Genomic DNA, 25,106 nt, shown 5'->3' on the forward strand with positions numbered 1-25,106 from the left:
ATAAGCTTATGTTTAGTTGAGAAAACTAGTGGAAATATTATCCGTGTATGGTTTCTGTAACACTTAGATCCTTCATTACTTGCTTTTCAAAATCTAACAGCTCTTGCCACTTCGCATCTACTTTTGCTCTGTCTCCATACTGGCGCGCAAAGTTTAAGAACATCGTGTAGTGTCCAGCCTCGCTTATCATGAGTTTGCGATAAAACTTAGCAAGCTTTTTATCTTCAAGCTCCTCAGACAGTAAGCGGAAACGCTCACAGCTTCTACCTTCAATAAGCGCCGCAACCAACAATCTATTTACTAAACTCTCTACTCTTGATCCTCCTTTTGGGAAAAAGAAGCGTAGCTTGTGTACGTAAGCATCCTTGCGCTCACGACCTAGGTGTAATCCTCTTTCTACCATGATATCGTGCACCATTTTAAAGTGGCTCATTTCTTCCATGGCAAGATCACTCATTGCACTCACAAGCTCTGTGTATTCTGGAAAACCTATGATAAAGGAAATCGCACTGGAAGCAGCTTTCTGCTCGCAGTAGGCGTGATCTGTAAGTATTTCTTCTATGTTTTTTTCTACAATATTTACCCAGCGAGGATCTGTAGGTAATTTAAGGTGGAGCATCTGGATAGCTTCTTTATTTTCCATAGCGTTTTTTTTATAGGTCGAGATCAAATGTTTTCCTGAGGATATCTAGCGCAGGATTGTGTTCTCGTAGTTTATCATATCGTTCTTGAGCAGTATAGGCATATTTGCGCTGTACTTCTTCATTTACCGTAATTCCTAAAGTAATATCATAATTGTTGAGACTACGTTTTAAAAATTCAAGTAGCGGCCCTTGAGCACGTTCTACTTCAATTTTCATAGTCTCGTTAGGATACTCTAATTCAATGGTAGTCCCATTCAATGTCGGCTGATCTGCTTCTAGGTTAGAGGCAATAATACGTTCTCCTTTGGCAAGAAGACGTTTTACATACTCTGCCCAAGCAGCTTGCATTGCAATTTCTGTAAATGGCTCTGTAGGTAGATTTTCTACATCTACTTTTTTGTCAGCTTTCTTTAGCTCTAGCTCCTTTTTGCGCTGTAATCCTTTAAGTGACAACCCAGACACACGATCCTTGCGCAATGATAATTCTGGTACGCTAGGAGTAGTAGATGAGGCTTGAGGCGTTACAGGAGCAGCTTGCGGTGTTGCTGCTGTGTTCTGTGCAGGAGCTGCATTTTGCGTTTGAGCTTGCGTTGCTTGTGGAGCACTTGTATTTGGTGCAACAGTATTTTCTTGTACAGGTACACTTTGCTGTACAGTAGGCGGCGGAGTAGGAGTACTCGGCGTTTGCGTAACAGCTGCTGCTACTGCTGCTGCATTTGTAGCACTTGGTGCTTGTGTAGCTGAAGTGTTATTTGATACAACTGCCGTTTGCGCTTGTGGCGCTGTGCCAGTCTGTGTTTGATCTACTTTATAATAAGAAGGTGGTACTAAGAACGGACCGTCATTTTTTTTTCTCCATCAAAAGTGATAGAGGCAAGTTGCATGAGACAAAGTTCTACTAGCAGTCGCTGGTTACGGCTGGTTCTAAATTTAAGATCACAATCATTTGCAATATTGATAGCTTCCATTAAGAAAGCCATATCGGTTTTTTGTGATTGCTCGTAGTATTTTTTCTTAGTCGTATCGCCTACTTCCAATAAATGAATCGTCGGCGGATTTTTACAAACCATTAAGTCTCTAAAGTGAGAAGCTAGACCAGCAATGTAGTGATGTCCATCAAAACCACGAGACAAGATATCATTATACTGTACGAGTACCTGTGGTATATCGTTTGCAAGTAAATAATCTGTGGTGGTGAAATAGGTATCGTAGTCAAGAACGTTTAAGTTCTCTGTCACTGCATTTCGCGAAAGCGTTTTACCACTAAAACTTACTACGCGGTCAAAAATGGATAATGCATCACGCATCGCACCATCTGCCTTTTGAGCAATGATATGTAGAGCTTCTTCATCTGCTTCAATACCTTCTTCTTGCGCAATCTGTACAAGGTGCTTGCGAGCATCTGTTACTGTAATACGCTTGAAGTCAAAAATCTGACAACGAGAAAGTATCGTAGGGATGATTTTGTGTTTTTCTGTAGTCGCTAGTATAAAAATAGCGTGCTTAGGAGGTTCTTCTAGTGTTTTAAGAAACGCATTAAAGGCCGCAGCAGAGAGCATGTGCACCTCATCAATAATATACACCTTGTATTTTCCTACCTGTGGCGGGATGCGTACTTGATCTATAAGACTACGTATATCATCTACAGAGTTGTTTGACGCTGCATCAAGCTCAAATACGTTAAAAGCAAAGTCCTCATCTGGACTTGTGTTCTCGTCAGTATTGATTTGCTTTGCAAGAATACGTGCACAAGACGTTTTACCCACACCACGAGGACCACAAAAAAGTAGCGCCTGAGCGAGGTGGTTGTTGCGTATTGCGTTTTCTAAAGTGTTAGTAATAGCCTGTTGCCCAACAACATCTTTAAAAGTGGTGGGACGGTATTTTCGGGCAGATACTATAAAAGGTTCCATACTCACAAATATAAAGGGGTACGTAATATTATGCTAGTGAGTATGGACTCTTTATTGCTTATTTATTAACAGTAAGTGCAGAGAGCTTCTGGTCAATTACATGCACCATAATCTGGTAGCTGTGACTAGCCATTTCATCTTTATTGCTCCATTTTTTTGCGTTGCACATGGCTTTCCTTCGATACGCCATTAATCGCCTCAGTTTTGGCGATGAGTAGAATAGGGATTTCATACTAGAGTGTTTTTGTTTGCAATTGTAAAATATAATTTTTTTTACAATTACTTAACGATTTCACAATAATAAATGCACAAAATTACGAATGCTGCGATATTTGCTTTTCAATCTCTGCAGCTTCTGCATATAAACTATCGCTAGCACTTCTATCAGTTTTAGATAGTTGGAACGCCTTTTCTAATATCTGTTTGTGTTTTTCCTGAAGTTTTTCTACTTCGCTTTTCTTTTTAAATAATCCGAACATAACTTTTTTTTTACATAAAGATACGGTTTATAAGAGGTGATTTCAATGAGTTTATGACAGTTTTACAATTCAGTAATGAATTTCTACACTTCGGTAAGTACTACTTTAAAAAAAGAAGCTTTGATATGATATTTACACCATCAAACAAAAACAAACATTATGAACACAACAACAGAAAATACAAAGTACGATAGAGCAAGAGCAAGAGTAAGCGAGCTTAAAGAGTTTTATACACACCTAGGGACATACCTCATCTTTGTATGCTTCTTCTTAGTATTAAACTTTTATACCACAGGTTTTTTTTGGGCTATTTTTCCTATCGCAGGTTGGGGAATCGGGATACTTAGTCATGCTGCAAAGACCTTCGGGTGGAATCCTTTCTTCTCAAAAGATTGGGAAAAACGTAAGATAGATGAGTACATTCGTAAAGAGGACTTTAAATAAGATAATATGGAAACACAGAAAGAAAAGTATCAAAGAGCTACAGAACATGTGCAACGTGTTAGAAAATTTTATGGTAAGATTGTCAATGCAATCATTGTCTCGGCCGTGGTAGCAGCCATAAACTACTACGTCAATGAGTTTCGCAATCCTTGGGTATTGTGGGTAATAGGCTTCTCTTTACTGGGTATCGTTATTGAAGCAATTAAACTATACGGTGTCAACTTTTTTTTAGGCAAAGGTTGGGAGAAAAGGAAAATAGAAGAACACTTAAAAAAAGAAGAACAAGAATCACAGTCTAATACGTTATTTAAGAACTAATGGAATCAAATAATAGTAAATATGAACGCGCAAAAAAACGCGTAGAAGAAGAGAAAGGGTTTTATAGACACCTCACGGTTTATATTGTGATTAACATCCTCCTGCAATTATTCTATTCGGGCATGTTTTTTAACTTCGATGTGCTGGGTAATGCACCGTGGTGGGTACGATATACAACACCTTTTTTCTGGGGATTATCGCTGCTAGTGCATTGGATATATGTTTTTAAAGGCTTTCGATTTTTAACATTTATAAAAAAGTGGGAAGATCGCAAGATTCAAGAGTTTATGGATCAAGAGGAAGAGGAGTTTTCAAACCGCTTTCGCGAAAACAGGAATTCATGATACGTACGCTATTTATCTTACTATTAGTGAGCTTCTACTCCGTGCGCGCGCAGCAAAGTTTTGTGGTAGAACATGTAACCTTATTTAATGGCACCGAAATCTTAGCAAATCAATTTGTAAAAGTAGAAAACGGAATCATCAGTGAGGTGTCTTCAAACCCACTTACTGCACAGACTACCATAGACGGCACTGGGAAGTTCTTAATGCCAGCTCTTACTAATGCACATGTACATACATGGGCAGCACCACAACTACAAGAAGCAGCCCAAGCAGGTGTTCTCAATTTGCTAGACATGCACGGCATGGAACCTATGCAAGAGGCAATGATTAATCTACGTGATACCCCTGGAAATGCTAGATTGTATCGCGCAGGATATGCAGCCACTACAGAAGGCGGTCACGGTACACAATATGGTTTTCCTATTCCCACACTTTCGGGGCCAGAAGATGCGCAACAATGGGTAGCAGATCGTGTAGCTGCTGGAGTTGATTATATAAAAATCATTGTAGAACCTTGGAAGGCTACACTTGATAAAGAAACCGTAGCGGCTATTATTAAAGAAGCTCATAAAGCAGGTAAAATAGCAGTTGTACATGTGTCACGAGCGCAAGATGCTTTTGATGCACTCTCAAGCGGTGCAGATGGTCTTGTACATATTTATAATGATGCGCCTCTCACAGCGACACAACTCGATCAACTCAATGAAGATGCAAACTTCTTTGTGATACCTACCATACTTACCACAGTATTGATTCAGCCACTGTACTACAATAAAACTCCTGAAGAAACTGCCGAAATAGAAGCGCGTCTCCTAAAGGAAGTTAAACGCCTATATGATGCAGGAATTCCGATACTAGCAGGTACAGATCCACCAAATGCCAATATTAATATAGGCAGCGATTTGTATAAGGAATTGGCTTTTTTCGCGAAAGCGGGATTACCCATAGAAGCAGTGCTAGCAAGTGCTACCTCATTACCGGCAGATAAGTTTTCTTTAGAGAATGTGGGATACATCAAAAAAGGGTTTAAAGCAGATATGTTATTGCTTGATAAATCTCCTGTGGATGATGTGATGAACATAAACTCGATAGCAAATATTTGGAAAGAAGGCGTGCTTATCGCACAAGAATAAAGAATTAGTATTTTTACGTACATCAAAAAATCATCAAACAACCAATCCATGAACGTACTCATTATAGAAGACGAAAAACCATCTGCAAGACGCCTTAATAGAATGCTTGCCGAAGTAGGAGTTACTGTAAATGAAATGCTGCATTCTGTAGAAGAAGCTGTGGCCTGGTTTAAAACAAATACGCACCCAGATTTGATTTTTCTAGACATTCAACTCTCAGATGGGTTGTCTTTTGAGATTTTTGATCAAGTAGAGGTGAAGAGTGCTATTATTTTTACAACAGCGTTTGATGAATATGCGCTACAGGCTTTCAAACTCAATAGCGTAGATTATTTATTAAAACCAATAGACGACGAAGACTTAGAAAAAGCAGTAAGCAAATACAAGGAGCGCATGCCTAAGTCGCAAGACGTGTCACTCAACTTTGAAGACATCCGAAAGTTGCTAGGTGCAACGCCAGTTGAGCGAGAGTATAAAAAGCGTTTTACCACAAAAATAGGACAGCATATAAAAATGATTCCTATAGATGAGATTGAGTGTTTTTATAGTGAAAACAAAGGAACCTACGCAGGTACCGTAGATGGACGTAATTATTTACTTGATACTACGCTGGAGCTACTAGAAAACGATCTAGAGCCTGAGACATTCTTTCGCGTAAGCAGGAAATTTTACGTAAATATCAATGCCATAGCAGATATCATAGCCTACACAAACTCAAGACTAAAAATAAAGCTCAATACGTGGAATGAGCAAGAAATTATTGTGAGCAGAGAGCGTGTAAAAGACTTTAAAACGTGGATTGCCTAATCCTCAAGATTCTCATTAAAAGCACTAGGGAGCATTGTAGGAATTAATCGCACGAGAATAGGAAGTAGTAATCCTCCTCCTGGAAGTAAGAATACAGCGAGTGACGGTATGCTTTTACAAATGTCAAGTAGTTGTTTCTTTACTAGTTTACGTTCTTCTTTAGATAAATCACGGGTAGTAGACTGACCTAGTAAAATTACCAAGTCACGACTCTCTCTTATTTCTCTCACAAGACGTTTGCTATTACGTGATATAAGATTACCCACAGAAGAAGTCGTCTGACTATAAAAATGCTTTATAGGATTGCTATATTTAAGATATGATATCTCTGTGCCGTGTTCTGTCAAAAAAGTTTTTACAGCAAGTACCGCATCTAGATACCCTTTTTCATCAAGTCCCATAATCGTACAGAACTGCATTATGAATTCGCGTTCATGCTTATCGATTTTCTCATCATCCCATAGTGATAGACTACATAAATCTAGAAGGTATTGTTGCTCTAGGGGTTCTGTGATAATCCCGAGGTTAATCTCAGAAACTTCAGTATGCGTGTGCTTTATGAGTTCGTTATAACGTACAGAGCTTTCAAATAGTTTTATAAGGAGCTTGTTATATTCATCTTTACTTTCTTTTTGTTGCAATGCAAGCCATATAGATTCTGTAAGAACAGCCTCTAGGTTTTTTGCATACTCATAAGGATCACCCTGAGTAATGAGGTAGTGATCAAAACTTAAGATGTCTATAAACACTAAAGCATTAGTGATAAGATGGCTAAAACTCTTCTGCAGAGCAGACTCATTAGTTTGCACTCGCTGGTGGATAATTTTCTCCACCTTAGAGGAAGCAGATTCATTACCCAATGGGATTTTAATAAAGTACTGTTCCTTTTTGTCTAACAGTTTATAAAATGAAACGATAGCTTCTAGGCAATCTTCTTGCCTTGCATTTGTAATTGTATCGTAGTATGTAAAAGCAAGAGCATCAAAGAGGTTAATCTTCGTTTTCTCTTGTACCGTCCACTTAAGCTGTGAGGATTCACTATCCAGCAAGGTGTCTAGCGAGTGTCCATAAATAAAACCCTTGGCTCGTAGCGAGTCATAAAATTCACGCTCATCCATAGGCTTCTTAACAAGGTAGTCAAGAAGCCTTGGGAAGTGTTTATTTATCCAGCCTGTAGCAGAAGGATTCATAAGTAATTAACTAGTTGCTAGCGTTCTTTTGAGCTGTGATTTCTGTAATTTTTACAATCACCTCAACAGCTTTCATCATACTCTCCACAGGTACATACTCATATCTCCCATGGAAGTTATGACCTCCAGCAAATATGTTAGGACATGGTAACCCCATAAATGAGAGTTGTGATCCATCTGTACCTCCACGTATAGGTTTAATAAGTGGCTCTATGTCTAATGATTTCATTGCTTCCTCTGCAATATCTACAATGTGCATTACAGGCTCTACTTTCTCCCGCATATTGAAGTACTGATCTTTAATCTCTACGGTCACTACTTCTTTTTCTAGCTGCGCATTGAGCTCATCTGCTAGTTGGCTCATCATTTGTTTACGAGCTTCAAAGTGTCCTTTGTCGTGATCTCTTATGATATATTCTAGCGTTGTAGTGTCTACGCTTCCGTTAATATCATATAAGTGAAAGAATCCCTCACGATCAGAAGTATGCTCTGGAGTTTCTAGTCTAGGTAAGCTGTTTATGTAGTCTGTAGCGATGTACATACTATTTACCATTTTACCTTTTGCGTAGCCTGGGTGTACAATTTTACCCTCTATGGTAACCACCGCTCCAGCAGCATTAAAATTCTCATATTCTAGTTCGCCTATCTGGCTACCATCCATAGTGTACGCCCATTCTGCACCAAATTTTGCTACATCAAATTTATGTGCACCACGACCTATTTCCTCATCTGGAGTAAAGCCTACGCGTATTTTTCCGTGTTTTACTTGAGGATTTTCAAGCAAGTATTTCATCGCTTCCATAATCTCTGTAATACCCGCCTTGTCATCTGCTCCAAGTAGGGTAGTACCATCAGTAGTTACAATAGTTTGCCCTTTGTACTGCTTTAAATCATCAAAGTATTCTGGAGACAACACGATATTCTGTTCCTTATTGAGAACGAGATCACCACCATCATAATTCTCCCAAATCTGTGGTTTTACGTCTTTCCCCGTAAAATCTGGAGTTGTATCAAAGTGTGATATGAAACCAATAACTGGCACATCGTGATCTACATTGCTAGGCAGTGTCGCCATCACATACGCATGCTCATCTATAGTCACCTCACTCATTCCCATTGCTTCTAGTTCATCTTTGAGCTGTCTCGCAAGATCCCACTGGCACTCAGTACTTGGCGTGTTATCACTGTTAGGGTCACTTTCGGTATAGGTAGTTACGTAGCTTATAAATCTTTTAAGAAGTGCGTCTTTATCAATCATAATGGGTGGTTGTGAGTACGCTTTCGCGAAAGCGTAGAAATCATCATTCAGTTCTGCTTCAAAAATACCTCTTTTTGGACTATTTTTGCACCACAGAAACCACCGAAATGTACAAACTCCTCATACGCCCAATTCTCTTTTCCTTTGATCCAGAAAAAGTGCATTATTTTACCTTTAGATGGATAAAGCGATTACATAAATTAGGACTCTCCGGACTTCTTAATCGTATGGGAAAGGTGGAAGACAAGCGACTAGAGCGCAAAGTCCTGGGCCTTACTTTTAAAAACCCCGTAGGACTAGCGGCAGGTTTTGATAAAGATGCAAAGCTTTTTAATGAACTTGGGGACTTAGGATTTGGTTTTATTGAGATAGGTACCGTTACTCCAAAAGCACAAGCAGGAAACCCAAAGCAGCGTCTGTTTAGATTAAAAGAAGATCAAGGGCTCATAAACAGAATGGGCTTCAATAATGGAGGAGTAGCCGAAGCGGTAACTCGATTAAAATCTCGTATAAACAACAACATTATTATCGGTGGAAACATTGGTAAAAACACCGATACCAAGCCAGAAGATTATACAGCAGACTATCTAACTTGTTTTCACGAATTACATCCTGTAGTAGATTATTTTGTGCTTAATGTAAGTTGCCCTAATGTGTCAAGTCATGCAAAATTGAATGATAAAGACTATCTAGAAGAACTTATAGGTGCAGTACAACAGGCGAATAAGGCGTATGCAGTACAGCGACCTATTGTTCTTAAAATCGCTCCAGACCTCAATGACCAGCAACTAGATGAGATTATAGACCTTGTAAAAGAAACAGGGCTAGACGGTGTGATCGCAAGTAATACCTCTGTTAATAGAGAAGGTTTAATAACCACGGACGCTCGCCTAGAAGAAATAGGTAATGGCGGATTAAGCGGCAAGCCAGTTACAAATCGTTCTACACGTGTGATTAAATACCTATCAGATAAGAGTAATAACTCATTCCCAATCATAGGCGTAGGAGGAATTCACTCTGCGCAAGACGCTCTAGATAAACTTGAAGCAGGAGCATCATTGGTACAGCTCTATACAGGGTTTGTATACGAAGGTCCACAATTGATTAAAGAGATAAATAACGCCATCTTAGCGAAAGGATAGTAAGTTACCATCGTCTAGTAACTACACGCTAATCAATTCATACCATGAGGAACTCTCATAAACTTATTTTTGCATCCATTGCCGTCATGCTTTTTGCCATGAAACCTGATATCGCAACCTTTATCCCGCAATGGGCAAAGCTTGCTGCGGCAGGTCTTTTATTATTGCTAGGCTTTTACTCGATGTGGAAGGAACGACAGTGGTAGGGCTGCTTGTGTCTTGTTTTTTCTTATTTTGCATGGACTAACTAATTAGTATTCCTTTGATAGAATCTCTCATCGCTTTTCTGGCAGCAACTGCTTTGCTTGCGTTTTCGCCAGGGCCAGATAACATCTATGTACTCACACAGAGCGTTGCAAATGGTAGTAAATCTGGACTTGCAACCACTGCAGGGTTAATATCTGGATGTATTGTACATACTACACTCGTTGCTTTTGGACTATCGGCAGTGATTGCTGCTTCGCCTTTTCTGTTTTTTGCAATTAAAACGGTAGGAGCAATGTACTTGCTTTATCTAGCCTTTAAAGTATACCGTAGCGATGCGTCTATTAATCTCGCAGATGGTGCTCCAAAAAAATCATACACAGCCCTTTTTAAACAAGGTGTGATTATGAATATCCTTAACCCTAAGGTGACGATATTCTTCTTAGCATTCTTTCCTGGATTTCTATGGGAGCCAGACGGTAGTACGGTGTATCAATTTTATGTGTTAGGATTACTGTTTATGCTTGAATCCTTTGTCATCTTCGGGAGTATCGCACTCGTGGCAGGAAAAATCTCTCATGTACTTCGTACAAATCAGAATGCGGGTGTTGTTTTAAAGTGGCTGCAAATTATCGTTTTTATAGGGATTGCTGTTTACATTTTTATAGACGGCTAGTTTTCTAAGCGATACACAATCGCTTGCCATGGGCGGAGTGTAAACTCCTTGAAGGTCTTGTCATCTATTATTTTATCATTAGAAATGACTTTGATTTTCCTGTTATAGCTTACTGAAAGCGGTAACGAGAACTGTGCTGTATCCTCAGAGAAGTTTAATAGCACTAAGAAACGCTCACTCTCAAGCGTTCTCGTATAGCAATATACTTGCTCATCTTCGGGTTTGATACACTCATAAGCGCCATAAACAAGCGCTGGGTACTTTTTACGGACAGCAACAATCTGTTTGAAGTAGGAGAGTACCGAATCCTTTTTATTGAGTTGGTCTTTTGTGTTGATACCTATTTTGTAGTCTTCATTGAGCTTTATCCACGGAGTGCCACTAGTAAAGCCAGCGTTTTCTGTTTGATCCCACTGCATGGGCGTGCGTGCATTTTCTCTAGCAGCATGTTGCTCACTGTCCATAAAGACCTCAAGATCTCCGCCTCTGTTTTTTACAGTCTCATATCTGTTAATCGTATTAATGTCGCGATAATCTTCTATATCTGTAAAACGTACGTTAGTCATTCCAATTTCATCACCTTGATAAAAATAAGGAGTACCGCGCATGGTTAATAGAAATGTTTGAAGTAGGGTAGCACTGTTTCTCCAGTGTTCTTGGGTGTCATTACCCCAGCGGCTCACAGACCTCGGAAAATCATGGTTTGCTAGAAATAAAGATCCCCAGCCAGCTTTTGCAAATGCAGCATCCCAATCACTAAATACTTTTTTAAATTCTGGTAATGAGTAGCCGCCATCACGCATTTTAAAAACCTCTCCAGGAGCACGGTCTAAACTCATCAGGTCAAAGTGAAAGAACATATCCATTTCCTTGCGTTCTTCATGAACAAAATCTAGCGCATCATCAATGCTTATCCCTGGGCCTTCACCTACTGTAAACGCATCGTATTTTGAGATTACCTCCGTATTGAGTTCGTTGAGGTATTCATGCACTTTTGGGCCATTTGCGTAATACGCAATGTATTCATGAGGTTCTTTTGCGTCAATTTCGGGGTAGTTGATGTCTTTACTTATAAAAGGAATCACATCCATACGGAAACCATCAACACCTTTTTTAAACCAGAAGTGCATCATGTCATATATTTCGGCTCTTACTTTTGGATTTTCCCATTTGAGGTCGGGCTGTTTTACAGCAAAATAATGTAAGTAATAGGCATCTGTTTGCTTATCGTATTGCCATGCATTTTCTTCTACGTCAAAGTAACTCCATCTTTTTGGAGGTGTACCTTTTTCGGCTGGCCACCAGTGGAAGTAGTCTCGGTAAGGGTTATCGCGAGAAGTCCTACTTTGTTTAAACCACACATGCTCGTCACTACAATGATTAACCACGAGATCCATCACTAGTCGGAGTCCTCTAGATTTCATTCCGGAAAGCAACTCGTCAAAATCATCCATAGTGCCAAACTCTGCCATAATCTTGCGGTAATCACGTATGTCATAACCGTTATCATCATTAGGCGAATCATAAATAGGGTTGAGCCAGATAATGTCTACTCCTAGACTAGCAATGTAATCTAATTTTTCTATGATTCCACGCAAGTCACCTATGCCGTTACCAGTGGTATCACGATAAGATCTAGGGTAGATTTGGTATACAATTCCTTCTTTCCACCATGTTTGAGTTTGTAGCATCTTTTTCAGCGTTTAGGTTGTAACGAAGTTAGTAATAGATACGCTTTCGCGAAAGCGTAACAAACACTACCATCAATCCACAGAATTATGTAACTTTGACTCCCGAACAGATTTCGGAAAATTCTATGAGCCAAAAAGTACTTCTTACTGCGACAGAGATTAACATCATTCTCAATCGTCTGGCTTGTCAACTCATTGAAAATCATACTGATTTTAAAAATACCGTTCTTATTGGGATACAGCCTCGCGGCGTTTATCTAGCAGAACGTATCAAGAAGTTGCTCACCACAGACTATGGCATTGAGGCTATCAAGTTAGGTTATCTAGATATTACGTTTTATCGTGATGATTTTCGCCGTAGCGAGAAAACACTAGAAGCAAATAAGACCAAAATAGATTTTGTAGTAGAGGATAAGAAGGTGGTCTTTATAGACGACGTCTTATACACTGGACGTAGCATAAACGCTGCTCTTACTGCTGTTCAGAGTTTTGGGAGACCAGAAGAAGTAGAGTTATTATGTCTTATAGACAGACGTTTCTCTCGTCATTTACCTATCCAACCAGATTATAAAGGGCGTCAGGTAGATGCTATAAATGATGAACAAGTGAAGGTGTGCTGGGAGGAGAATGATGGAGAAGATACCGTATATCTAGTAAAAAGCTAAGTATTATGAGCGAGTTGAGTGTCAATCATCTGTTAGGAATCAAATATATAAACGAGGCAGATATTGATCTTATTTTTAAAACGGCAGATCACTTTAAAGAAGTGATTAATCGCCCTATTAAAAAAGTGCCATCACTACGTGATATTACTATTGCAAATCTCTTTTTTGAAAATAGCACGCGAACCAAGCTTTCTTTTGAGCTCGCAGAAAAACGTTTAAGTGCAGATGTAATCAACTTTTCGGCAGCAGCATCATCTGTAAAGAAAGGAGAAACACTTATCGATACGGTAAATAATATCTTATCTATGAAGGTGGATATGGTAGTAATGAGACACCCTAATCCTGGTGCAGGTGTATTTTTATCCAAACACATTAACGCAAGTATTGTAAATGCTGGAGATGGGGCACATGAGCACCCTACTCAGGCATTACTAGATAGTTATTCTATAAGAGAACGTCTAGGTGATGTTGCTGGAAAAAACGTGGTGATTGTAGGTGATATTCTTCACAGCCGTGTTGCGCTATCAAATATATATGCGCTTAAGTTACAAGGAGCAAACGTAAAAGTATGTGGTCCAAAAACACTTTTACCTAAATATATAGAATCACTAGGAGTAGAAGTAGAGCTAGACTTGCGCAAAGCGCTTGAATGGTGCGATGTGGCAAATATGCTGCGCGTACAAAATGAGCGAATGGATATTAGTTACTTCCCTAGCACAAGAGAATACACCCAGCAATACGGAGTGAACAAAAAGTTACTAGATTCTCTAGATAAGCAAATTGTAATCATGCACCCAGGACCTATAAACCGAGGTGTGGAGATTACGAGTGACGTAGCAGATTCAGAACATGCAATCATCTTAGATCAAGTGCAAAATGGCGTTGCGGTGAGAATGGCGGTAATGTATCTTCTAGCTTCAAAAATTAAAAAATAATGACGGTTACAGAAAAACCTACCTATACTATACTAGCAGATGATCGTACAGATGTCCGTGATTTTGCAGTGCACCTAGAAAACGTAGTGCCTACGCATTACGACCAAAAGAATCTAGTAATTGACTTGCTTAAGTATGAAAATCTTACACTTGAGGATCTTGTGCAATTCTTAAAGCTATCTAACTACCAGCGTGCAGATAAGAAGTCATTTATCTTTGTAAATACAGGGATCAATTATGATGTAGTTCCAGATGAGATGATTGTAGTTCCTACAATTGAGGAGGCTGGAGATATTATAGAAATGGAAGAGATTGAACGCGATCTCGGATTTTAAAACTTTTTATGCCTAGCAATCTACATCTTACCATTTTAGGTTGCTATGCGGCAGCTCCTAGCTCCTTTAAAAATCCCACATCCCAGGTGTTAGACATACGTAATCACCTATTCCTTATAGATTGTGGTGAAGGTACGCAGGTTGCACTACGCCGCAATAAGATTAAATTTTCTCGCATAAAGCACATATTTATATCCCATTTGCATGGGGATCATTTTTTTGGGCTTATGGGTGTCATTACGACCTTTAGTCTGCTCAAAAGAACTGCTCCTCTTACGATATATGGGCCTAAGGGGCTTAAAGAGATTATACTTTTACAATTAAAAATAACACAAGGGTTTACGAGTTATCCATTGCGATTTGTAGAGATTACAAGTAAAGAACCTACGATTATATATGAGGATGAGCAGGTGACGGTTACTACGATACCGCTTAAACATCGTATTTATACAAACGGTTTTTACTTTCAAGAAAAACCTGGTGAACGTAAGCTTGATATAAATGCGTGTCTCAACCTAGAGATAGATAAGGCCTATTATTCAAAAATTAAGCAAGGGGGAGATATTACTTTAGACGATGGGACGCTTATACCTAATGATAAGCTTACCTTTGACCCAGATACTCCCAAAAGCTATGCATATTGTAGTGATACAGCGTATAAAGAATCTGTTGCTACACAAATTAAAGGAGCCACCGTGTTATATCATGAGGCAACTTTTTTAGAAAGTCATTCACATTTATGCAAGCCTACAGGGCATAGTACAGCAGCACAAGCTGCACAAATAGCCGCAAAAGCAGAGGTGAAGAGTTTAGTATTAGGTCATTATTCTATAAGATATGGAGATCTAAATCTATTTAAAGAAGAAGCTAGGCCCTATTTTGAAAATGTCTTATTGGGAGACGATGGTAAAGAATTCACATTTTAAAGAGTTATGATGGAAGAAGAAATTAAAAAAATAGCAAAGCCAGTACTAGCAAAATTGCAAGAGCATTTTGATATTTTGATACCTCGTAACCTTTTTTTAGTAAGTCCTGATACACAGCTCAAAAAAATCCATACTATTTATGGATCTACTTCTGTAAAAGGAAATATCAGTATTACTTTCAAGATATTTATGCTTGAAGATCAATACATATGTGAGTATTTTTTACAAGCAGAAGGGTTTACAGAGCATCGCCGCTACAACATCTACACAGATCGTGTGGAGATGCTAGAGAACTTTGAAGGGCAATTTGCCGCATCAGGGGTAGATGATGAGGATATGGATTATGAAGAGTTTACGCGTATTAGAAAACACAATGATAAGGTGCGTAAATTGCTAATTAAAAAGAGATTTATGAAGAAGTAATGAGTTGCGCTTTCGCGAAAGCGTACTCAATTATATTTCGACGTTTTTGAGGTAAAAATTTAATCTATTTTTACGAATTATGGATTAATTCTAACTTTTATCTTCATTTTGGTCTTCGTACATTTACTGCAATGAACAGAGACTTACACGACTACAGAAAATCATACGAGAAAGGCGAGTTATTACTTGAAAACTCTGCGACAACCCCTATGGATCAGTTTAAAGCCTGGTTTAAGGAGGTGGAAGAAGCCGGAGGCGTTGCCGAGCCTAATGCAATGACTGTTGCCACTTTGGGTATAGATAATTTTCCAAAATCTAGAATTGTTCTTCTCAAAGAACTAGACGAAGATGGTTTTGTTTTTTACACTAACTATACAAGCGAAAAAGGGGAGAGTATTGCTCACCACAACAAGGTTGGGATTTCTTTTTTCTGGCCTAATCTAGAACGTCAAGTGATTATCAAAGGTGGTATAGAAAAGGTAACTGCAGAGCGAAGTGATGCTTATTTTAATGCACGACCAAAAGGCAGTCAGCTAGGCGCTTGGGTTTCTGACCAAAGTAGTGTGATCGCTGGTAGAGAAGTGCTTGAGGATAAGATGAAAGAACTCAAAGCCGCTTATGAAAACAAGGACATACCACGTCCAGCACACTGGGGTGGTTATATTGTAAAGCCCGTATCTATCGAGTTTTGGCAAGGAAGACCAAGCCGTTTACATGATAGAATACGCTACAGACTTGATAACGGTAAGTGGATTAAAGAAAGATTAGCCTCGTAATATGAAAACACTCTACCTCGTAAGACACGCAAAATCAAGTTGGAAATTTGATGTTATAGATCATGAGCGACCGCTTAATGAAAGAGGTTTAAATGATGCACCTGCTATGGCAGCCCATATTGCGGCAGCAATGCCTAAGCCAGATCTTATGATGAGTAGTGATGCGTTAAGAGCAAAAACCACCGCTTTATTTTTTGCACAAGCTTACGGGATAGATGATAAGCACTTAGTACTTGATTATAAAATGTATGATTTTGCAGGTGCAGACCTTGTTGAGGTGATACGTAATGTGAGTGATGAGGTAGATTGCTTGATGGTTTTTGGCCATAATAATGCAATGACTAATGTGGTTAATACGTACGGAAGTAAAACTATAGATAATGTTTCTACAGCAGCGTTTACTGCAATAACTTTTGATATTAATAGCTGGAAAGACCTTAAACAAGGAAAGACGATTTATTACAAAGCTCCTAAAGAATTATAATAATGACGCAAACAGACGAAAATAGATATATAAACCGTGAGTTGAGTTGGTTGCAATTTAACGCAAGGGTGTTGCAAGAAGCAGCAGATGAAAATGTGCCACTCATTGAGCGATTTCGTTTTTTAGGTATTTTTTCAAATAACCTTGATGAGTTTTTTAGAGTGCGATATGCTACTGTGCGTAGGATTGTAGATGCTGGAAAAACCGGAAGAAAAGCCTTAGGAGTATATTCTGCCGAAGAGCTACTAGTAAAGATCACAGAGGTAGTTATAGAACAGCAAACAGAAAGTCTTAAAATACTTGCAGATATTTACAATAAGCTCGAAGAGCAAAATATTTACATGCTCAAGGAGAATCAAATTACACTTCCAGAGCATAAAGCCTTTATTAAGGACTTCTTTACAGATCAAGTTTCTCTGGCGGTAGAGACCATAATCTTGCGAGAAGATGTGGAGTTACCACGTATTCAAGATTTAGATGCTTATCTAATGGTTAAGATGGTGCTATCTGATACAAAAAAGCCGTTATATGCACTTTTAGAAATACCTAGCACAATAGATCGTTTTGTAGTATTGCCTCAAGTAGATGGTAAGGATTACATCATGATGCTTGATGATATCATAAGGTATAATCTTGATACGATTTTTAGCATTTTTGATTATGACAGTATCACTGCTCATATGATTAAAATAACACGTGATGCAGAACTCGATATAGAATCTGATCTGGGTAAAAGTTTCTTAGAAAAACTTACACGAAGCGTTAAAGGACGTGAAGATGGAGAACCTGTAAGATTTGTATTTGATAAAACTATAGAAAAGGAAACACTCCAGTTTCTACTTAATAAATTAGGTATAAAACGTAAGGATAGTATCATACCTGGAGGTCGTTACCACAACCGAAAGGATTATATGAATTTCCCTACATTTAATAGGCAAGAGCTGTATTATCCAAGTGTAAAACCTTTGCCTATACCAGGTATAAGTCTTGAGGATAGTCTGTTTTCGGTTGTAGCCAAAAAAGATTTTTTACAATATACCCCTTACCAGAGCTTCTCTTATACCATCAAGTTTTTGAGAGAAGCAGCACTAGATCCAAAAGTGAGATCTATAAAGATTACAATCTATAGACTGGCAAAATTATCAAGTATTGCAAGTGCTCTTATAAACGCCGCACAAAATGGCAAAGAGGTAACGGTACAAATAGAACTTAGAGCGCGTTTTGACGAGGAATCAAATATGCGATATGCCAAGAAAATGCAGAATGAAGGTGTACGCCTCATTTTTGGTGTACCTGGTCTAAAAGTGCACAGTAAAGTTTGTGTTATTGATAGAGAGGAAGAGGGTAAGATAGTGCGTTATGGCTTTATAAGTACTGGAAATTTTAACCACGCTACAGCACGTATTTATACAGACTACACACTATTTACAGCAAATAAGGAAATATTAAAGGATTTAAATAAACTCTTTAATTTCTTTGATACTAATTATATCGTAAATAAATATAAGCATCTTGTAGTGGCACCACACTATTCTAGAAATAAGATGTATAGGCTTATTGAAGAACAAATAGAAGTTGTAAAAAACGGTGGGACTGGTTTAATACGATTAAAACTTAATAGTATATCTAATTATGAAATCATAGATAAGCTTTATGAGGCAAGTAATGCTGGTGTAAAGATAGAGATGATTGTACGCGGGGTATGCTGCCTTATTCCTGGAGTTCCAGGGATGAGTGAGAATATTAAGATTATTAGTGTTATCGATAAATTTCTAGAGCATACTAGGGTCTATATTTTTGGAGAACCAGGATGGGAAAAAGTATTTATTTCTTCCTCAGACTGGATGAGCCGTAATCTTGATAATAGGGTAGAGGTAACTGTACCTATTTATGATGAGGATGTTAAGAAGGAAATAATAGAGACTCATGACATTGCATGGAGTGACAATGTAAAAGCCCGTGTACTCAATAAAGAGATGGATAACAGATATAAAACAGATGATAAGCCAGTAATAAGATCACAATTTGCTACTTATGATTATTACGTAAATAAACTCTCTAAAGTATAGTGCTTACCATAAAAAAATATGCCGCAATAGATATAGGCTCTAATGCTGTGCGTCTCCTTATCGCAAATATTATTGAACAAGAAGATGGCCCTACATTATTTAAGAAAAATGCTTTAGTCCGTGTACCTATTAGACTTGGGGAGGATGTGTTTGTAAATGGCGAGATCTCTGTTAAGAATCAAGAGCGCATGGAAGATGCCATGAAAGCTTTTAGATTACTTATGAATGCTCACCAAGTGCTGGAGTATAGAGCTTGTGCTACTAGTGCCATGAGAGATGCTCGTAATGGTTTAGCTTTCGCGAAAGCGTTAAAGAAAAAAACAAATATCACTATTGATGTTATAGATGGTGAGGAAGAAGCAAAAATTATAGCGGCCACAGATCTTAATAGTTTTATTAAAGAAGACCGAACCTATATTTATGTAGATGTAGGAGGGGGTAGTACTGAAATAACAATTTATCACATGGGCAATGTGATTGCCTCTCGATCCTTCAAGATTGGAACTGTACGTTTATTAAATGATCTAGTTTCTGTTGAAGATTGGGAAATTTTAGAAAAATGGATTGCTTTAAAATGTGAAAATTATGATCATATAGATCTTATAGGATCTGGTGGGAACATAAATAAGGTATTTAAGTTAAGTGCAAAAAAGCCTGGAAAAACGCTATCATACTTATTTCTTACGCAATTATATAAAGAACTTAAAACGATGACTTACGAGGAGCGTATTGTAAAGCTTTCTCTTAACCCTGATCGTGCAGATGTGATTATACCTGCATTGCGTATTTATTTACAAGCAATGAAATCATCTAAAGCAAAGCAGATTATTGTTCCGAAAATTGGGCTGGCAGATGGGATTATAAAAAGCTTATACCATTCTAATAAATCATGATAATGGTTTGGAGTTTAATGTATATTTTTGTGTAAACTATAGATATACAAAACATTAGATCATGAAAAAATCATTATTTTTATTATTAACGGGACTATCTCTATTATCTTTTTCCTTTATTAACGCTCAGGTTACTTCTGGATTTAAAGCAGGAGTAAACTTTGCAGATGTTACTGGATTGTCTTTTGACAATGATGGAAGCTCTGGTGCAGAGAGAATTGAAAACCAACTTGACGGAAAACGCACAGGTTATTTTGTAGGTTTTCTGGTAGATATTCCTCTCTCTGAGAAGTTAAGTTTTATGCCAGAATTTATCTTTTCTCAACAAGGAAAAAATTTAGAGAGTTTTCGCTTAGATTATTTAAACCTTCCTTTAGGGCTTAAGCTCAATCTAAGTAATTTGTATATAAATGTTGGTCCACAAGTAGGGGTAAAAGTATGGGACCCTAATAAATCAGGTATTTTTTCAAACTTTGAAGCATCTGCATTTGGTGGGATAGGGTATATTTTTGATTCTAATATTTTTATAGAGGCTAGATATACTTATGGTCTAACAGATGTCTTTCAAGATAATAACAATTTTACTTTTAATAATGCTGGAGAGACTAGGTTTTCAGAATTAGAAGGTAAAAATGCAGTGATTCAACTAGGGATAGGTTATAGACTTTAATGAAAAATGTGTTCGTTATCGGGTATAATTTGTTTTTTATAGTTTATTTGCTTGGTTTTAATATTTTAGTGTAGATAACTGATTTATACAATTTATCTTTATACCCTGAGATTCCCAACGTTATCTCTATTTACTAATGACGAATATCTTTTAATTATGAAAAAAATAGTACTATCTATCATCTTTTTTGCATTTTTATGTAGCACACAGCTTTTTGCTCAGGGCGTACGCTTTGGATTTAAAGCGGGCTTAAGTGTGAGTGAAATAAGTAACCTCGAGTACACTATTGAGAATAATGGTTTAAATGGTGATCCAGCTGTTGCGCCTTTCAGTTCTATAGATGACAGCCGCTACGGATTTGCAGTTGCATTTCTTGCAGAGATTCCAGTAAATAATAAATTGAGCTTTCAGCCAGAGTTTGCATTTTCATCTCAAGGAAATAAGTATGAGGGTGTTCGTTATGATTTCTTACAAATCCCTTTAGGATTACGTCTTAACCTTAATAGAGTTTTTCTTATTGCGGGACCACAAGCAGGACTTAAGATTTCATTTTACGAGCAATCAGAAAACTATAAGTCGTTTGACTTTTCTGCTTTTGGAGGTTTAGGATACCACTTTAATGAGAGTGTCTTTATAGAGGCGAGATTTACTAAAGGCTTCTTAGAGGTTTTTGAAGACGATGCAGCAGTACGTTTACCATATACTCCAGAAGATGGCGAGCCACAAGCAAATAATAATAGTCTTGTGAATGGTGATAACTTCCTAGTGAATGGGTCGGGTACTAATCAATACATAACATTAAGCATAGGGTACCGTTTATAAACTTACCTTACACATAAATATAAAGCCCAGCTAATTCTCATAGCTGGGCTTTTTTAGTTTATAGAAATAGCTATTACATTTCTGTTCTTACTGCTATCCTTGTTATAATCAAAATGGGTATCATGATAGTATATCCTATAAAAAATGGAATTATATACTCGGGGAGGCCTACAATAAGAAATAGTGCAATTAGTAATAATTGAAAACCTAAGCCAAAAGTAGACACTATGGTCATAAGCCAGTTTGGTGTAATAGAACCCTCCTCAGCATTAGGGTCCACCTTATAAATAATAGCGTCAAATGCTCCGTACAAAATCCTGTACGTTTTATATAGAAAGGTAACCGTACTCTGCTGTTCGCCTGGTAAAGCCTTAGGAATACCTATTTCAATAATACGACTAGTAGTGTCGCCATTGAGCTTGCTACGTAATATCACGTAATAGTAATTATATAATGTTCCTTGCAGCTGGATGCATAAAAACGCAAGCACTGTCCAGTATAAACTGGTATTAGTTATAAAACCAATCGTGTAGAGGATTGCAGCGTTTAAAAGTATATCAGATATAGAATCTAGGTATCTTCCCGTATAGGATGGAGTATTTTTTATTCTTGCGAGTTCTCCATCTGCCGCATCAAGAATTGATTTTAAGACTAAGAAAAAAGCAGCTAGAAAGTAATACCCTTCAACTATGCAGGCAATTGCCATTATACCGCTTACTACAAAGGAGTATGTTACTTGAACCGGAGTTGCAGAGGTGTCTTTAAGGGTAAGGGCGATTTGACGAGCAATGTTTCGACCATAATCAGAAAGGTCAACAAATTTGTGGGCTTTAGGTAATTTTGACATAAACTTCTAGGTAATAGCATTTTTAAAAACCTAGAAGGTGCATTTAAAACAGCAATTTATATTGAGTACAAAGATAGGGTATAAGAGGGTTTATTTTGCTTTCGCGAAAGCGTAAATCAACCATTAATCTCGCGTTTTACAAAAGGGTATATAGAAAGCATAAGAAAGAAAATTATACTTACTACAACAGTTATAGATAGAAATCCAAATAAAACATGTAATCCAAAAAGAAGGGTGATAGTAGGCAGTATTACTCCAAATATAACGAGCAAAACAATGAGTATGTATGCCACTGTTATAACTTTAGGAACTTTACGTACAGATTGTGAAGTAAGGCTTAGTAATTGAGGTAATACCTCTTCAGACAGGTGCATACCAAATTTTGAAAGAAGTTCTTCACTAAAACCCATGTCTCTGTATCTTAGAGGATCTAGTTGTACTGCATACTTTAAAATTCTCTCTTGGTGGCGTTCATAGACGCGATGGATATCTAGTTCTTCCTTAAACTGATTGTACTTAAAACCAAAGTAATGATTCCATCCCATTCCTACTTTGTGTTCCGTCCACTTTTTAAGCATACGAACATCATATTCTTTAGGATTCATATATCCTTTTACACTACTCTTACTAGGGTCATTGAGCAGTAGTGATTTGGTTTCTAGGTAAAGTATTTCTGTTTCTCCGTAGCGATCTTTTTCTTCAATATATTCTAAAGCTAGTTTAGATCTACCTTTGTAGAACTCTTTAACTAAAAAATAATTGAGACTTGAGAATTCCTCGTCAATGTATTCTTTAAGCCCTGGTGTCCATACTGATGATCTTATAAGAATATCTGCAATATCCCTAAAGTAATGAACTTGCTGAGTCAATTTTTGTATTTCTTGAAATAATGAGTCTCCAGAAAATTTAAGACGAGCTGTTTTTGAAAGTATAAAGCCAAGAAGAACGACAACAAGAATAGAACTCAAAAATAAGAGTAATAGAAGTATGTTTTTGAGCTCAGGTAGATGGTCATTTGTAAAAAATAACTCTAAGCTTATCATCATAGTAATGCCTCCGCAAACGCTTATAAACGCCGGGATAAAGGGTGCAACCACTTTGACAAAATCACGCAATTTTATCTAATCTTTTGATTAATAATAGGTTGGGCCTTTATCTCTTGTGGAGACGCAGGAAGCAAATAAACCATTATTATTTGAATTTACAAAATCTTGATTTTGCTCTAGTGTTTTGAGGGTAATTGCAAGTAATTACTCATTTACAAAAGCGACGCTGTGACAAGCAACTACAGCAGCTGTCTCTGTGCGCAAACGGCTTTTACCTAAGGATACGGGAGTGATCCCTTCCTTTAGAGCTAGCTCAATTTCTTTTGTTGAAAAATCTCCTTCTGGACCTATGAGAATAGTGTATGATTCATGAGGCTTTAAGTAATCTTTGAGAGACTCTTTTTTGAGATCTTCACAGTGTGCAATAAAAGTCTTATCCATTCTTTCATGCTTCACAAACTCTGAAAATTGAGTGAGCGGATGCAATTTAGGAAGATGATAATGCAATGATTGCTTCATAGCACTTTGAATAATCTTTATGAAGCGTTCTTCTTTTATAACCTTGCGTTCGCTATGATCACAGAGTAGTGGTGTAATTTCTGTAATACCTATTTCTGTAGCTTTCTCTAAAAACCACTCAAAGCGATCATTAAGTTTTGTAGGTGCAACAGCTAGATGAAGTTTATAGTCTCTGGGCTCTTGGTAACTATAATTTTCTATTTGCAATCTACATTTGTTAGGATTTTCTTCTGCCACAATTGCATTAAAAAGATATCCTTTTCCGTTAGTTAGCTGTATTGCGTCACCCGTTTTTTTACGTAGTACGCGTATCACGTGCTTACTTTCATCTTTAGGTAACGTATAAGTATCGCTATCTGTTGTTAGTGTTTCACTATAAAATAACTGCATTCTTATATTTTTAATCGTGATTGAGCACTAACACCAAGATCTTGATACGTGTTTTTCTCAGATAGCTCATTGTATTTTAAATAACCTACAATTCCTATCATAGCTGCATTATCTGTGGTGTATTGAAATTTTGGTAAATAAGTATTCCACCCATATTTAGACTCAGATGCTTTTAACGCACTGCGTATACCACTATTTGCTGAAACACCACCACCTATGGCAATTTGAGTAATGCCAGTTTCTTTTACAGCTTTTTTGATTTTATCCATTAAAATATTGACAATGGTATGTTGAATAGATGCACAAACATCATCGCGACGATTATCAATAAAGCTTGGATCTGCTAGTTGCTGTTTTTGCACAAAGTACATGATTTGAGTTTTAAGACCACTAAAACTAAAATCCAGGCCGCCTACTTTGGGTTTTGTAAATGGAAAGGCTTTTGGGTCTCCGTCTTGTGCATATTTGTCAATTAATGGTCCCCCAGGATAAGGTAAGCCTAAGATTTTTGCGCTTTTATCAAAAGCTTCGCCTACGGCGTCATCTATAGTTTGCCCTATAATCTCCATGGTAAAGTAGTCATCTACACGAACAATCTGTGTGTGACCTCCAGAGATTGTAACTCCTAGAAATGGGAATGTAGGTTTATTATATCCATCTTCATCTATAAAATGGGCTAAAATGTGTGCCTGCATATGATTTACATCAATAAGCGGGATATCTAAGCCCATAGCAAAAGACTTAGCAAAAGAGGTGCCTACGAGTAAAGATCCTAATAAGCCCGGACCACTTGTAAAAGCTATAGCGCTTAGCTGATTTTTATCGATATTTGCCTTGCGTAAAGCAGCGGTTACAACGGGAACAATATTTTGTTGATGTGCACGTGAAGCAAGCTCTGGAACTACCCCTCCATATTCTTGATGAATGTCTTGGTTTGCAACAACATTTGAGAGTACCTTGTCGTTGTGTAAAACAGCCGCAGCAGTGTCATCACAAGATGATTCTATTGCGAGAATATAAGTAGAAGAAATTTTATTATTCATAAGGCACGTAAGTTGCAGTA

General features: G+C 37.7%; 29 protein-coding genes and 1 pseudogene. 19 read left to right on the forward strand and 11 right to left on the reverse strand.

Annotated elements, in window-relative coordinates:
* Positions 1–37 precede the first annotated feature (37 nt).
* The 4 genes and pseudogenes from SJY23_RS11465 to SJY23_RS11480 form a co-directional block, all read right to left on the reverse strand.
* Positions 38–619: a tRNA-(ms[2]io[6]A)-hydroxylase gene (locus SJY23_RS11465; protein WP_108879296.1), complete on the reverse strand. Its 582-nt coding sequence runs from the start codon at positions 617–619 to the stop codon at positions 38–40.
* A gap of 34 nt (positions 620–653) precedes the next feature.
* A pseudogene (locus SJY23_RS11470) lies at positions 654–2,557 on the reverse strand (DNA polymerase III subunit gamma/tau).
* A 58-nt stretch (positions 2,558–2,615) separates the two neighbouring features.
* Complete coding sequence (locus SJY23_RS11475) at positions 2,616–2,789, reverse strand: hypothetical protein (RefSeq protein ID WP_160164977.1); 174 nt, start codon at positions 2,787–2,789, stop codon at positions 2,616–2,618.
* Between the two features lie 82 nt (positions 2,790–2,871).
* A complete protein-coding gene (locus SJY23_RS11480) occupies positions 2,872–3,036 on the reverse strand; it encodes a Lacal_2735 family protein (protein ID WP_035337265.1) in 165 nt (54 codons plus the stop codon).
* A gap of 159 nt (positions 3,037–3,195) precedes the next feature.
* Between SJY23_RS11480 and SJY23_RS11485 the strand changes: the two genes are divergently transcribed.
* The 5 genes from SJY23_RS11485 to SJY23_RS11505 are packed head-to-tail and all read left to right on the forward strand — an operon-like array spanning position 3,196 to position 6,082.
* Positions 3,196–3,480 carry a 2TM domain-containing protein gene (locus SJY23_RS11485; RefSeq protein ID WP_225969309.1) on the forward strand — a complete coding sequence of 95 codons (285 nt, stop codon included), beginning with the start codon at positions 3,196–3,198 and terminating at the stop codon, positions 3,478–3,480.
* 6 nt (positions 3,481–3,486) lie between these two features.
* The gene (locus SJY23_RS11490) at positions 3,487–3,798 is read left to right on the forward strand and encodes a 2TM domain-containing protein (protein ID WP_396596448.1); all 312 of its coding nucleotides are present in this window, start codon (positions 3,487–3,489) and stop codon (positions 3,796–3,798) included.
* Entirely contained in the window at positions 3,798–4,142 is a 345-nt protein-coding gene (locus SJY23_RS11495; protein ID WP_396596449.1) for a 2TM domain-containing protein, read from the forward strand. The genes SJY23_RS11490 and SJY23_RS11495 overlap by 1 nt, the downstream gene beginning before the upstream one ends.
* On the forward strand, positions 4,139–5,275 hold the full coding sequence (locus tag SJY23_RS11500) for an amidohydrolase family protein (RefSeq protein WP_396596450.1): 1,137 nt from the start codon (positions 4,139–4,141) through the stop codon (positions 5,273–5,275). Before SJY23_RS11495 ends, SJY23_RS11500 begins: the two co-directional genes overlap by 4 nt.
* Before the next feature lie 48 nt (positions 5,276–5,323).
* Positions 5,324–6,082: a LytR/AlgR family response regulator transcription factor gene (locus SJY23_RS11505; protein WP_396596451.1), complete on the forward strand. Its 759-nt coding sequence runs from the start codon at positions 5,324–5,326 to the stop codon at positions 6,080–6,082.
* Here the strand turns inward: SJY23_RS11505 and SJY23_RS11510 are convergent.
* Together SJY23_RS11510 and pepT are read right to left on the reverse strand one after the other, a co-directional pair.
* On the reverse strand, positions 6,079–7,272 hold the full coding sequence (locus SJY23_RS11510; RefSeq protein WP_396596452.1) for an LETM1-related biofilm-associated protein: 1,194 nt from the start codon (positions 7,270–7,272) through the stop codon (positions 6,079–6,081). The genes SJY23_RS11505 and SJY23_RS11510 overlap by 4 nt on opposite strands.
* 10 nt (positions 7,273–7,282) lie before the next feature.
* Positions 7,283–8,530, reverse strand: coding sequence for a peptidase T (gene pepT, locus SJY23_RS11515; RefSeq protein WP_396596453.1), 1,248 nt, complete (start codon positions 8,528–8,530; stop codon positions 7,283–7,285).
* A gap of 107 nt (positions 8,531–8,637) precedes the next feature.
* On the opposite strand from pepT, the gene SJY23_RS11520 reads away from it, so the two are divergent.
* Genes SJY23_RS11520 through SJY23_RS11530 form a run of 3 tightly spaced genes read left to right on the forward strand, consistent with a single transcriptional unit; the run spans position 8,638 to position 10,552 of the window.
* Complete coding sequence (locus SJY23_RS11520) at positions 8,638–9,672, forward strand: quinone-dependent dihydroorotate dehydrogenase (RefSeq protein WP_396598119.1); 1,035 nt, start codon at positions 8,638–8,640, stop codon at positions 9,670–9,672.
* Positions 9,673–9,716: 44 nt separating this feature from the next.
* Complete coding sequence (locus SJY23_RS11525; protein ID WP_013752348.1) at positions 9,717–9,878, forward strand: hypothetical protein; 162 nt, start codon at positions 9,717–9,719, stop codon at positions 9,876–9,878.
* A 56-nt stretch (positions 9,879–9,934) separates the two neighbouring features.
* On the forward strand, positions 9,935–10,552 hold the full coding sequence (locus tag SJY23_RS11530; protein ID WP_396596454.1) for a LysE family translocator: 618 nt from the start codon (positions 9,935–9,937) through the stop codon (positions 10,550–10,552).
* On the opposite strand, the gene SJY23_RS11535 is transcribed toward SJY23_RS11530, so the two are convergent.
* Positions 10,549–12,243 (reverse strand): alpha-glucosidase, encoded by a 1,695-nt coding sequence (locus tag SJY23_RS11535; protein WP_396596455.1) that lies wholly within the window; start codon positions 12,241–12,243, stop codon positions 10,549–10,551. The two genes, SJY23_RS11530 and SJY23_RS11535, sit on opposite strands and share 4 nt — an antisense overlap.
* A 125-nt stretch (positions 12,244–12,368) precedes the next feature.
* Here SJY23_RS11535 and pyrR point away from each other — a divergent pair, with 125 nt between their 5' ends.
* The 11 genes from pyrR to SJY23_RS11590 all read left to right on the forward strand — a co-directional run bounded on the left by pyrR (position 12,369) and on the right by SJY23_RS11590 (position 21,241).
* Positions 12,369–12,908: a bifunctional pyr operon transcriptional regulator/uracil phosphoribosyltransferase PyrR gene (gene pyrR / locus SJY23_RS11540; RefSeq protein ID WP_013752345.1), complete on the forward strand. Its 540-nt coding sequence runs from the start codon at positions 12,369–12,371 to the stop codon at positions 12,906–12,908.
* A 5-nt stretch (positions 12,909–12,913) separates the two neighbouring features.
* Entirely contained in the window at positions 12,914–13,843 is a 930-nt protein-coding gene (locus SJY23_RS11545) for an aspartate carbamoyltransferase catalytic subunit (RefSeq protein WP_035337245.1), read from the forward strand.
* On the forward strand, positions 13,843–14,178 hold the full coding sequence (locus tag SJY23_RS11550) for a ribonuclease Z (RefSeq protein WP_396596456.1): 336 nt from the start codon (positions 13,843–13,845) through the stop codon (positions 14,176–14,178). The genes SJY23_RS11545 and SJY23_RS11550 overlap by 1 nt, the downstream gene beginning before the upstream one ends.
* 8 nt (positions 14,179–14,186) lie before the next feature.
* Positions 14,187–15,104 carry a ribonuclease Z gene (locus SJY23_RS11555; RefSeq protein WP_035337242.1) on the forward strand — a complete coding sequence of 306 codons (918 nt, stop codon included), beginning with the start codon at positions 14,187–14,189 and terminating at the stop codon, positions 15,102–15,104.
* Between the two features lie 9 nt (positions 15,105–15,113).
* Positions 15,114–15,527 carry a hypothetical protein gene (locus SJY23_RS11560; protein WP_225969308.1) on the forward strand — a complete coding sequence of 138 codons (414 nt, stop codon included), beginning with the start codon at positions 15,114–15,116 and terminating at the stop codon, positions 15,525–15,527.
* A 131-nt stretch (positions 15,528–15,658) separates the two neighbouring features.
* A complete protein-coding gene (gene pdxH / locus SJY23_RS11565) occupies positions 15,659–16,303 on the forward strand; it encodes a pyridoxamine 5'-phosphate oxidase (RefSeq protein WP_396596457.1) in 645 nt (214 codons plus the stop codon).
* 1 nt (position 16,304) lies between these two features.
* Positions 16,305–16,787, forward strand: a complete 483-nt coding sequence (locus tag SJY23_RS11570) for a SixA phosphatase family protein (RefSeq protein WP_396596458.1) — start codon at positions 16,305–16,307, stop codon at positions 16,785–16,787.
* Between the two features lie 2 nt (positions 16,788–16,789).
* Complete coding sequence (ppk1, locus tag SJY23_RS11575) at positions 16,790–18,856, forward strand: polyphosphate kinase 1 (RefSeq protein WP_035337234.1); 2,067 nt, start codon at positions 16,790–16,792, stop codon at positions 18,854–18,856.
* Entirely contained in the window at positions 18,856–19,749 is an 894-nt protein-coding gene (locus SJY23_RS11580) for a Ppx/GppA phosphatase family protein (protein ID WP_396596459.1), read from the forward strand. Before ppk1 ends, SJY23_RS11580 begins: the two co-directional genes overlap by 1 nt.
* A gap of 61 nt (positions 19,750–19,810) precedes the next feature.
* Entirely contained in the window at positions 19,811–20,419 is a 609-nt protein-coding gene (locus SJY23_RS11585; protein ID WP_396596460.1) for a porin family protein, read from the forward strand.
* Positions 20,420–20,575: 156 nt separating this feature from the next.
* A complete protein-coding gene (locus SJY23_RS11590; protein WP_396596461.1) occupies positions 20,576–21,241 on the forward strand; it encodes a porin family protein in 666 nt (221 codons plus the stop codon).
* Positions 21,242–21,314: 73 nt separating this feature from the next.
* Here SJY23_RS11590 and SJY23_RS11595 read toward each other — a convergent pair whose 3' ends face one another.
* From SJY23_RS11595 to tsaD, 4 genes are all read right to left on the reverse strand, one after another.
* The gene (locus tag SJY23_RS11595) at positions 21,315–22,088 is read right to left on the reverse strand and encodes a CDP-alcohol phosphatidyltransferase family protein (protein WP_396596462.1); all 774 of its coding nucleotides are present in this window, start codon (positions 22,086–22,088) and stop codon (positions 21,315–21,317) included.
* Positions 22,089–22,204: 116 nt separating this feature from the next.
* Entirely contained in the window at positions 22,205–23,134 is a 930-nt protein-coding gene (locus SJY23_RS11600) for a hypothetical protein (RefSeq protein WP_396596463.1), read from the reverse strand.
* A gap of 204 nt (positions 23,135–23,338) precedes the next feature.
* Positions 23,339–24,043, reverse strand: a complete 705-nt coding sequence (locus tag SJY23_RS11605) for a 16S rRNA (uracil(1498)-N(3))-methyltransferase (RefSeq protein ID WP_396596464.1) — start codon at positions 24,041–24,043, stop codon at positions 23,339–23,341.
* 2 nt (positions 24,044–24,045) lie between these two features.
* On the reverse strand, positions 24,046–25,086 hold the full coding sequence (gene tsaD / locus SJY23_RS11610; protein ID WP_396596465.1) for a tRNA (adenosine(37)-N6)-threonylcarbamoyltransferase complex transferase subunit TsaD: 1,041 nt from the start codon (positions 25,084–25,086) through the stop codon (positions 24,046–24,048).
* Positions 25,087–25,106: the final 20 nt, after the last annotated feature.

The organism is Dokdonia sp. R86516 (genome assembly GCF_044596715.1).
GTDB lineage: Bacteria > Bacteroidota > Bacteroidia > Flavobacteriales > Flavobacteriaceae > Dokdonia.

Coding starts and splice junctions, on each gene's coding strand:
- SJY23_RS11465 (WP_108879296.1), bottom strand. CDS start 619: ATGCTCCACCTTAAATTACCTACAGATCCTCGCTGGGTAAATATTGTA.
- SJY23_RS11475 (WP_160164977.1), bottom strand. CDS start 2,789: ATGAAATCCCTATTCTACTCATCGCCAAAACTGAGGCGATTAATGGCG.
- SJY23_RS11480 (WP_035337265.1), bottom strand. CDS start 3,036: ATGTTCGGATTATTTAAAAAGAAAAGCGAAGTAGAAAAACTTCAGGAA.
- SJY23_RS11485 (WP_225969309.1), top strand. CDS start 3,196: ATGAACACAACAACAGAAAATACAAAGTACGATAGAGCAAGAGCAAGA.
- SJY23_RS11490 (WP_396596448.1), top strand. CDS start 3,487: ATGGAAACACAGAAAGAAAAGTATCAAAGAGCTACAGAACATGTGCAA.
- SJY23_RS11495 (WP_396596449.1), top strand. CDS start 3,798: ATGGAATCAAATAATAGTAAATATGAACGCGCAAAAAAACGCGTAGAA.
- SJY23_RS11500 (WP_396596450.1), top strand. CDS start 4,139: ATGATACGTACGCTATTTATCTTACTATTAGTGAGCTTCTACTCCGTG.
- SJY23_RS11505 (WP_396596451.1), top strand. CDS start 5,324: ATGAACGTACTCATTATAGAAGACGAAAAACCATCTGCAAGACGCCTT.
- SJY23_RS11510 (WP_396596452.1), bottom strand. CDS start 7,272: ATGAATCCTTCTGCTACAGGCTGGATAAATAAACACTTCCCAAGGCTT.
- pepT (WP_396596453.1), bottom strand. CDS start 8,530: ATGATTGATAAAGACGCACTTCTTAAAAGATTTATAAGCTACGTAACT.
- SJY23_RS11520 (WP_396598119.1), top strand. CDS start 8,638: ATGTACAAACTCCTCATACGCCCAATTCTCTTTTCCTTTGATCCAGAA.
- SJY23_RS11525 (WP_013752348.1), top strand. CDS start 9,717: ATGAGGAACTCTCATAAACTTATTTTTGCATCCATTGCCGTCATGCTT.
- SJY23_RS11535 (WP_396596455.1), bottom strand. CDS start 12,243: ATGCTACAAACTCAAACATGGTGGAAAGAAGGAATTGTATACCAAATC.
- pyrR (WP_013752345.1), top strand. CDS start 12,369: ATGAGCCAAAAAGTACTTCTTACTGCGACAGAGATTAACATCATTCTC.
- SJY23_RS11545 (WP_035337245.1), top strand. CDS start 12,914: ATGAGCGAGTTGAGTGTCAATCATCTGTTAGGAATCAAATATATAAAC.
- SJY23_RS11550 (WP_396596456.1), top strand. CDS start 13,843: ATGACGGTTACAGAAAAACCTACCTATACTATACTAGCAGATGATCGT.
- SJY23_RS11555 (WP_035337242.1), top strand. CDS start 14,187: ATGCCTAGCAATCTACATCTTACCATTTTAGGTTGCTATGCGGCAGCT.
- SJY23_RS11560 (WP_225969308.1), top strand. CDS start 15,114: ATGGAAGAAGAAATTAAAAAAATAGCAAAGCCAGTACTAGCAAAATTG.
- pdxH (WP_396596457.1), top strand. CDS start 15,659: ATGAACAGAGACTTACACGACTACAGAAAATCATACGAGAAAGGCGAG.
- SJY23_RS11570 (WP_396596458.1), top strand. CDS start 16,305: ATGAAAACACTCTACCTCGTAAGACACGCAAAATCAAGTTGGAAATTT.
- ppk1 (WP_035337234.1), top strand. CDS start 16,790: ATGACGCAAACAGACGAAAATAGATATATAAACCGTGAGTTGAGTTGG.
- SJY23_RS11585 (WP_396596460.1), top strand. CDS start 19,811: ATGAAAAAATCATTATTTTTATTATTAACGGGACTATCTCTATTATCT.
- SJY23_RS11590 (WP_396596461.1), top strand. CDS start 20,576: ATGAAAAAAATAGTACTATCTATCATCTTTTTTGCATTTTTATGTAGC.
- SJY23_RS11595 (WP_396596462.1), bottom strand. CDS start 22,088: ATGTCAAAATTACCTAAAGCCCACAAATTTGTTGACCTTTCTGATTAT.
- SJY23_RS11600 (WP_396596463.1), bottom strand. CDS start 23,134: ATGATGATAAGCTTAGAGTTATTTTTTACAAATGACCATCTACCTGAG.
- SJY23_RS11605 (WP_396596464.1), bottom strand. CDS start 24,043: ATGCAGTTATTTTATAGTGAAACACTAACAACAGATAGCGATACTTAT.
- tsaD (WP_396596465.1), bottom strand. CDS start 25,086: ATGAATAATAAAATTTCTTCTACTTATATTCTCGCAATAGAATCATCT.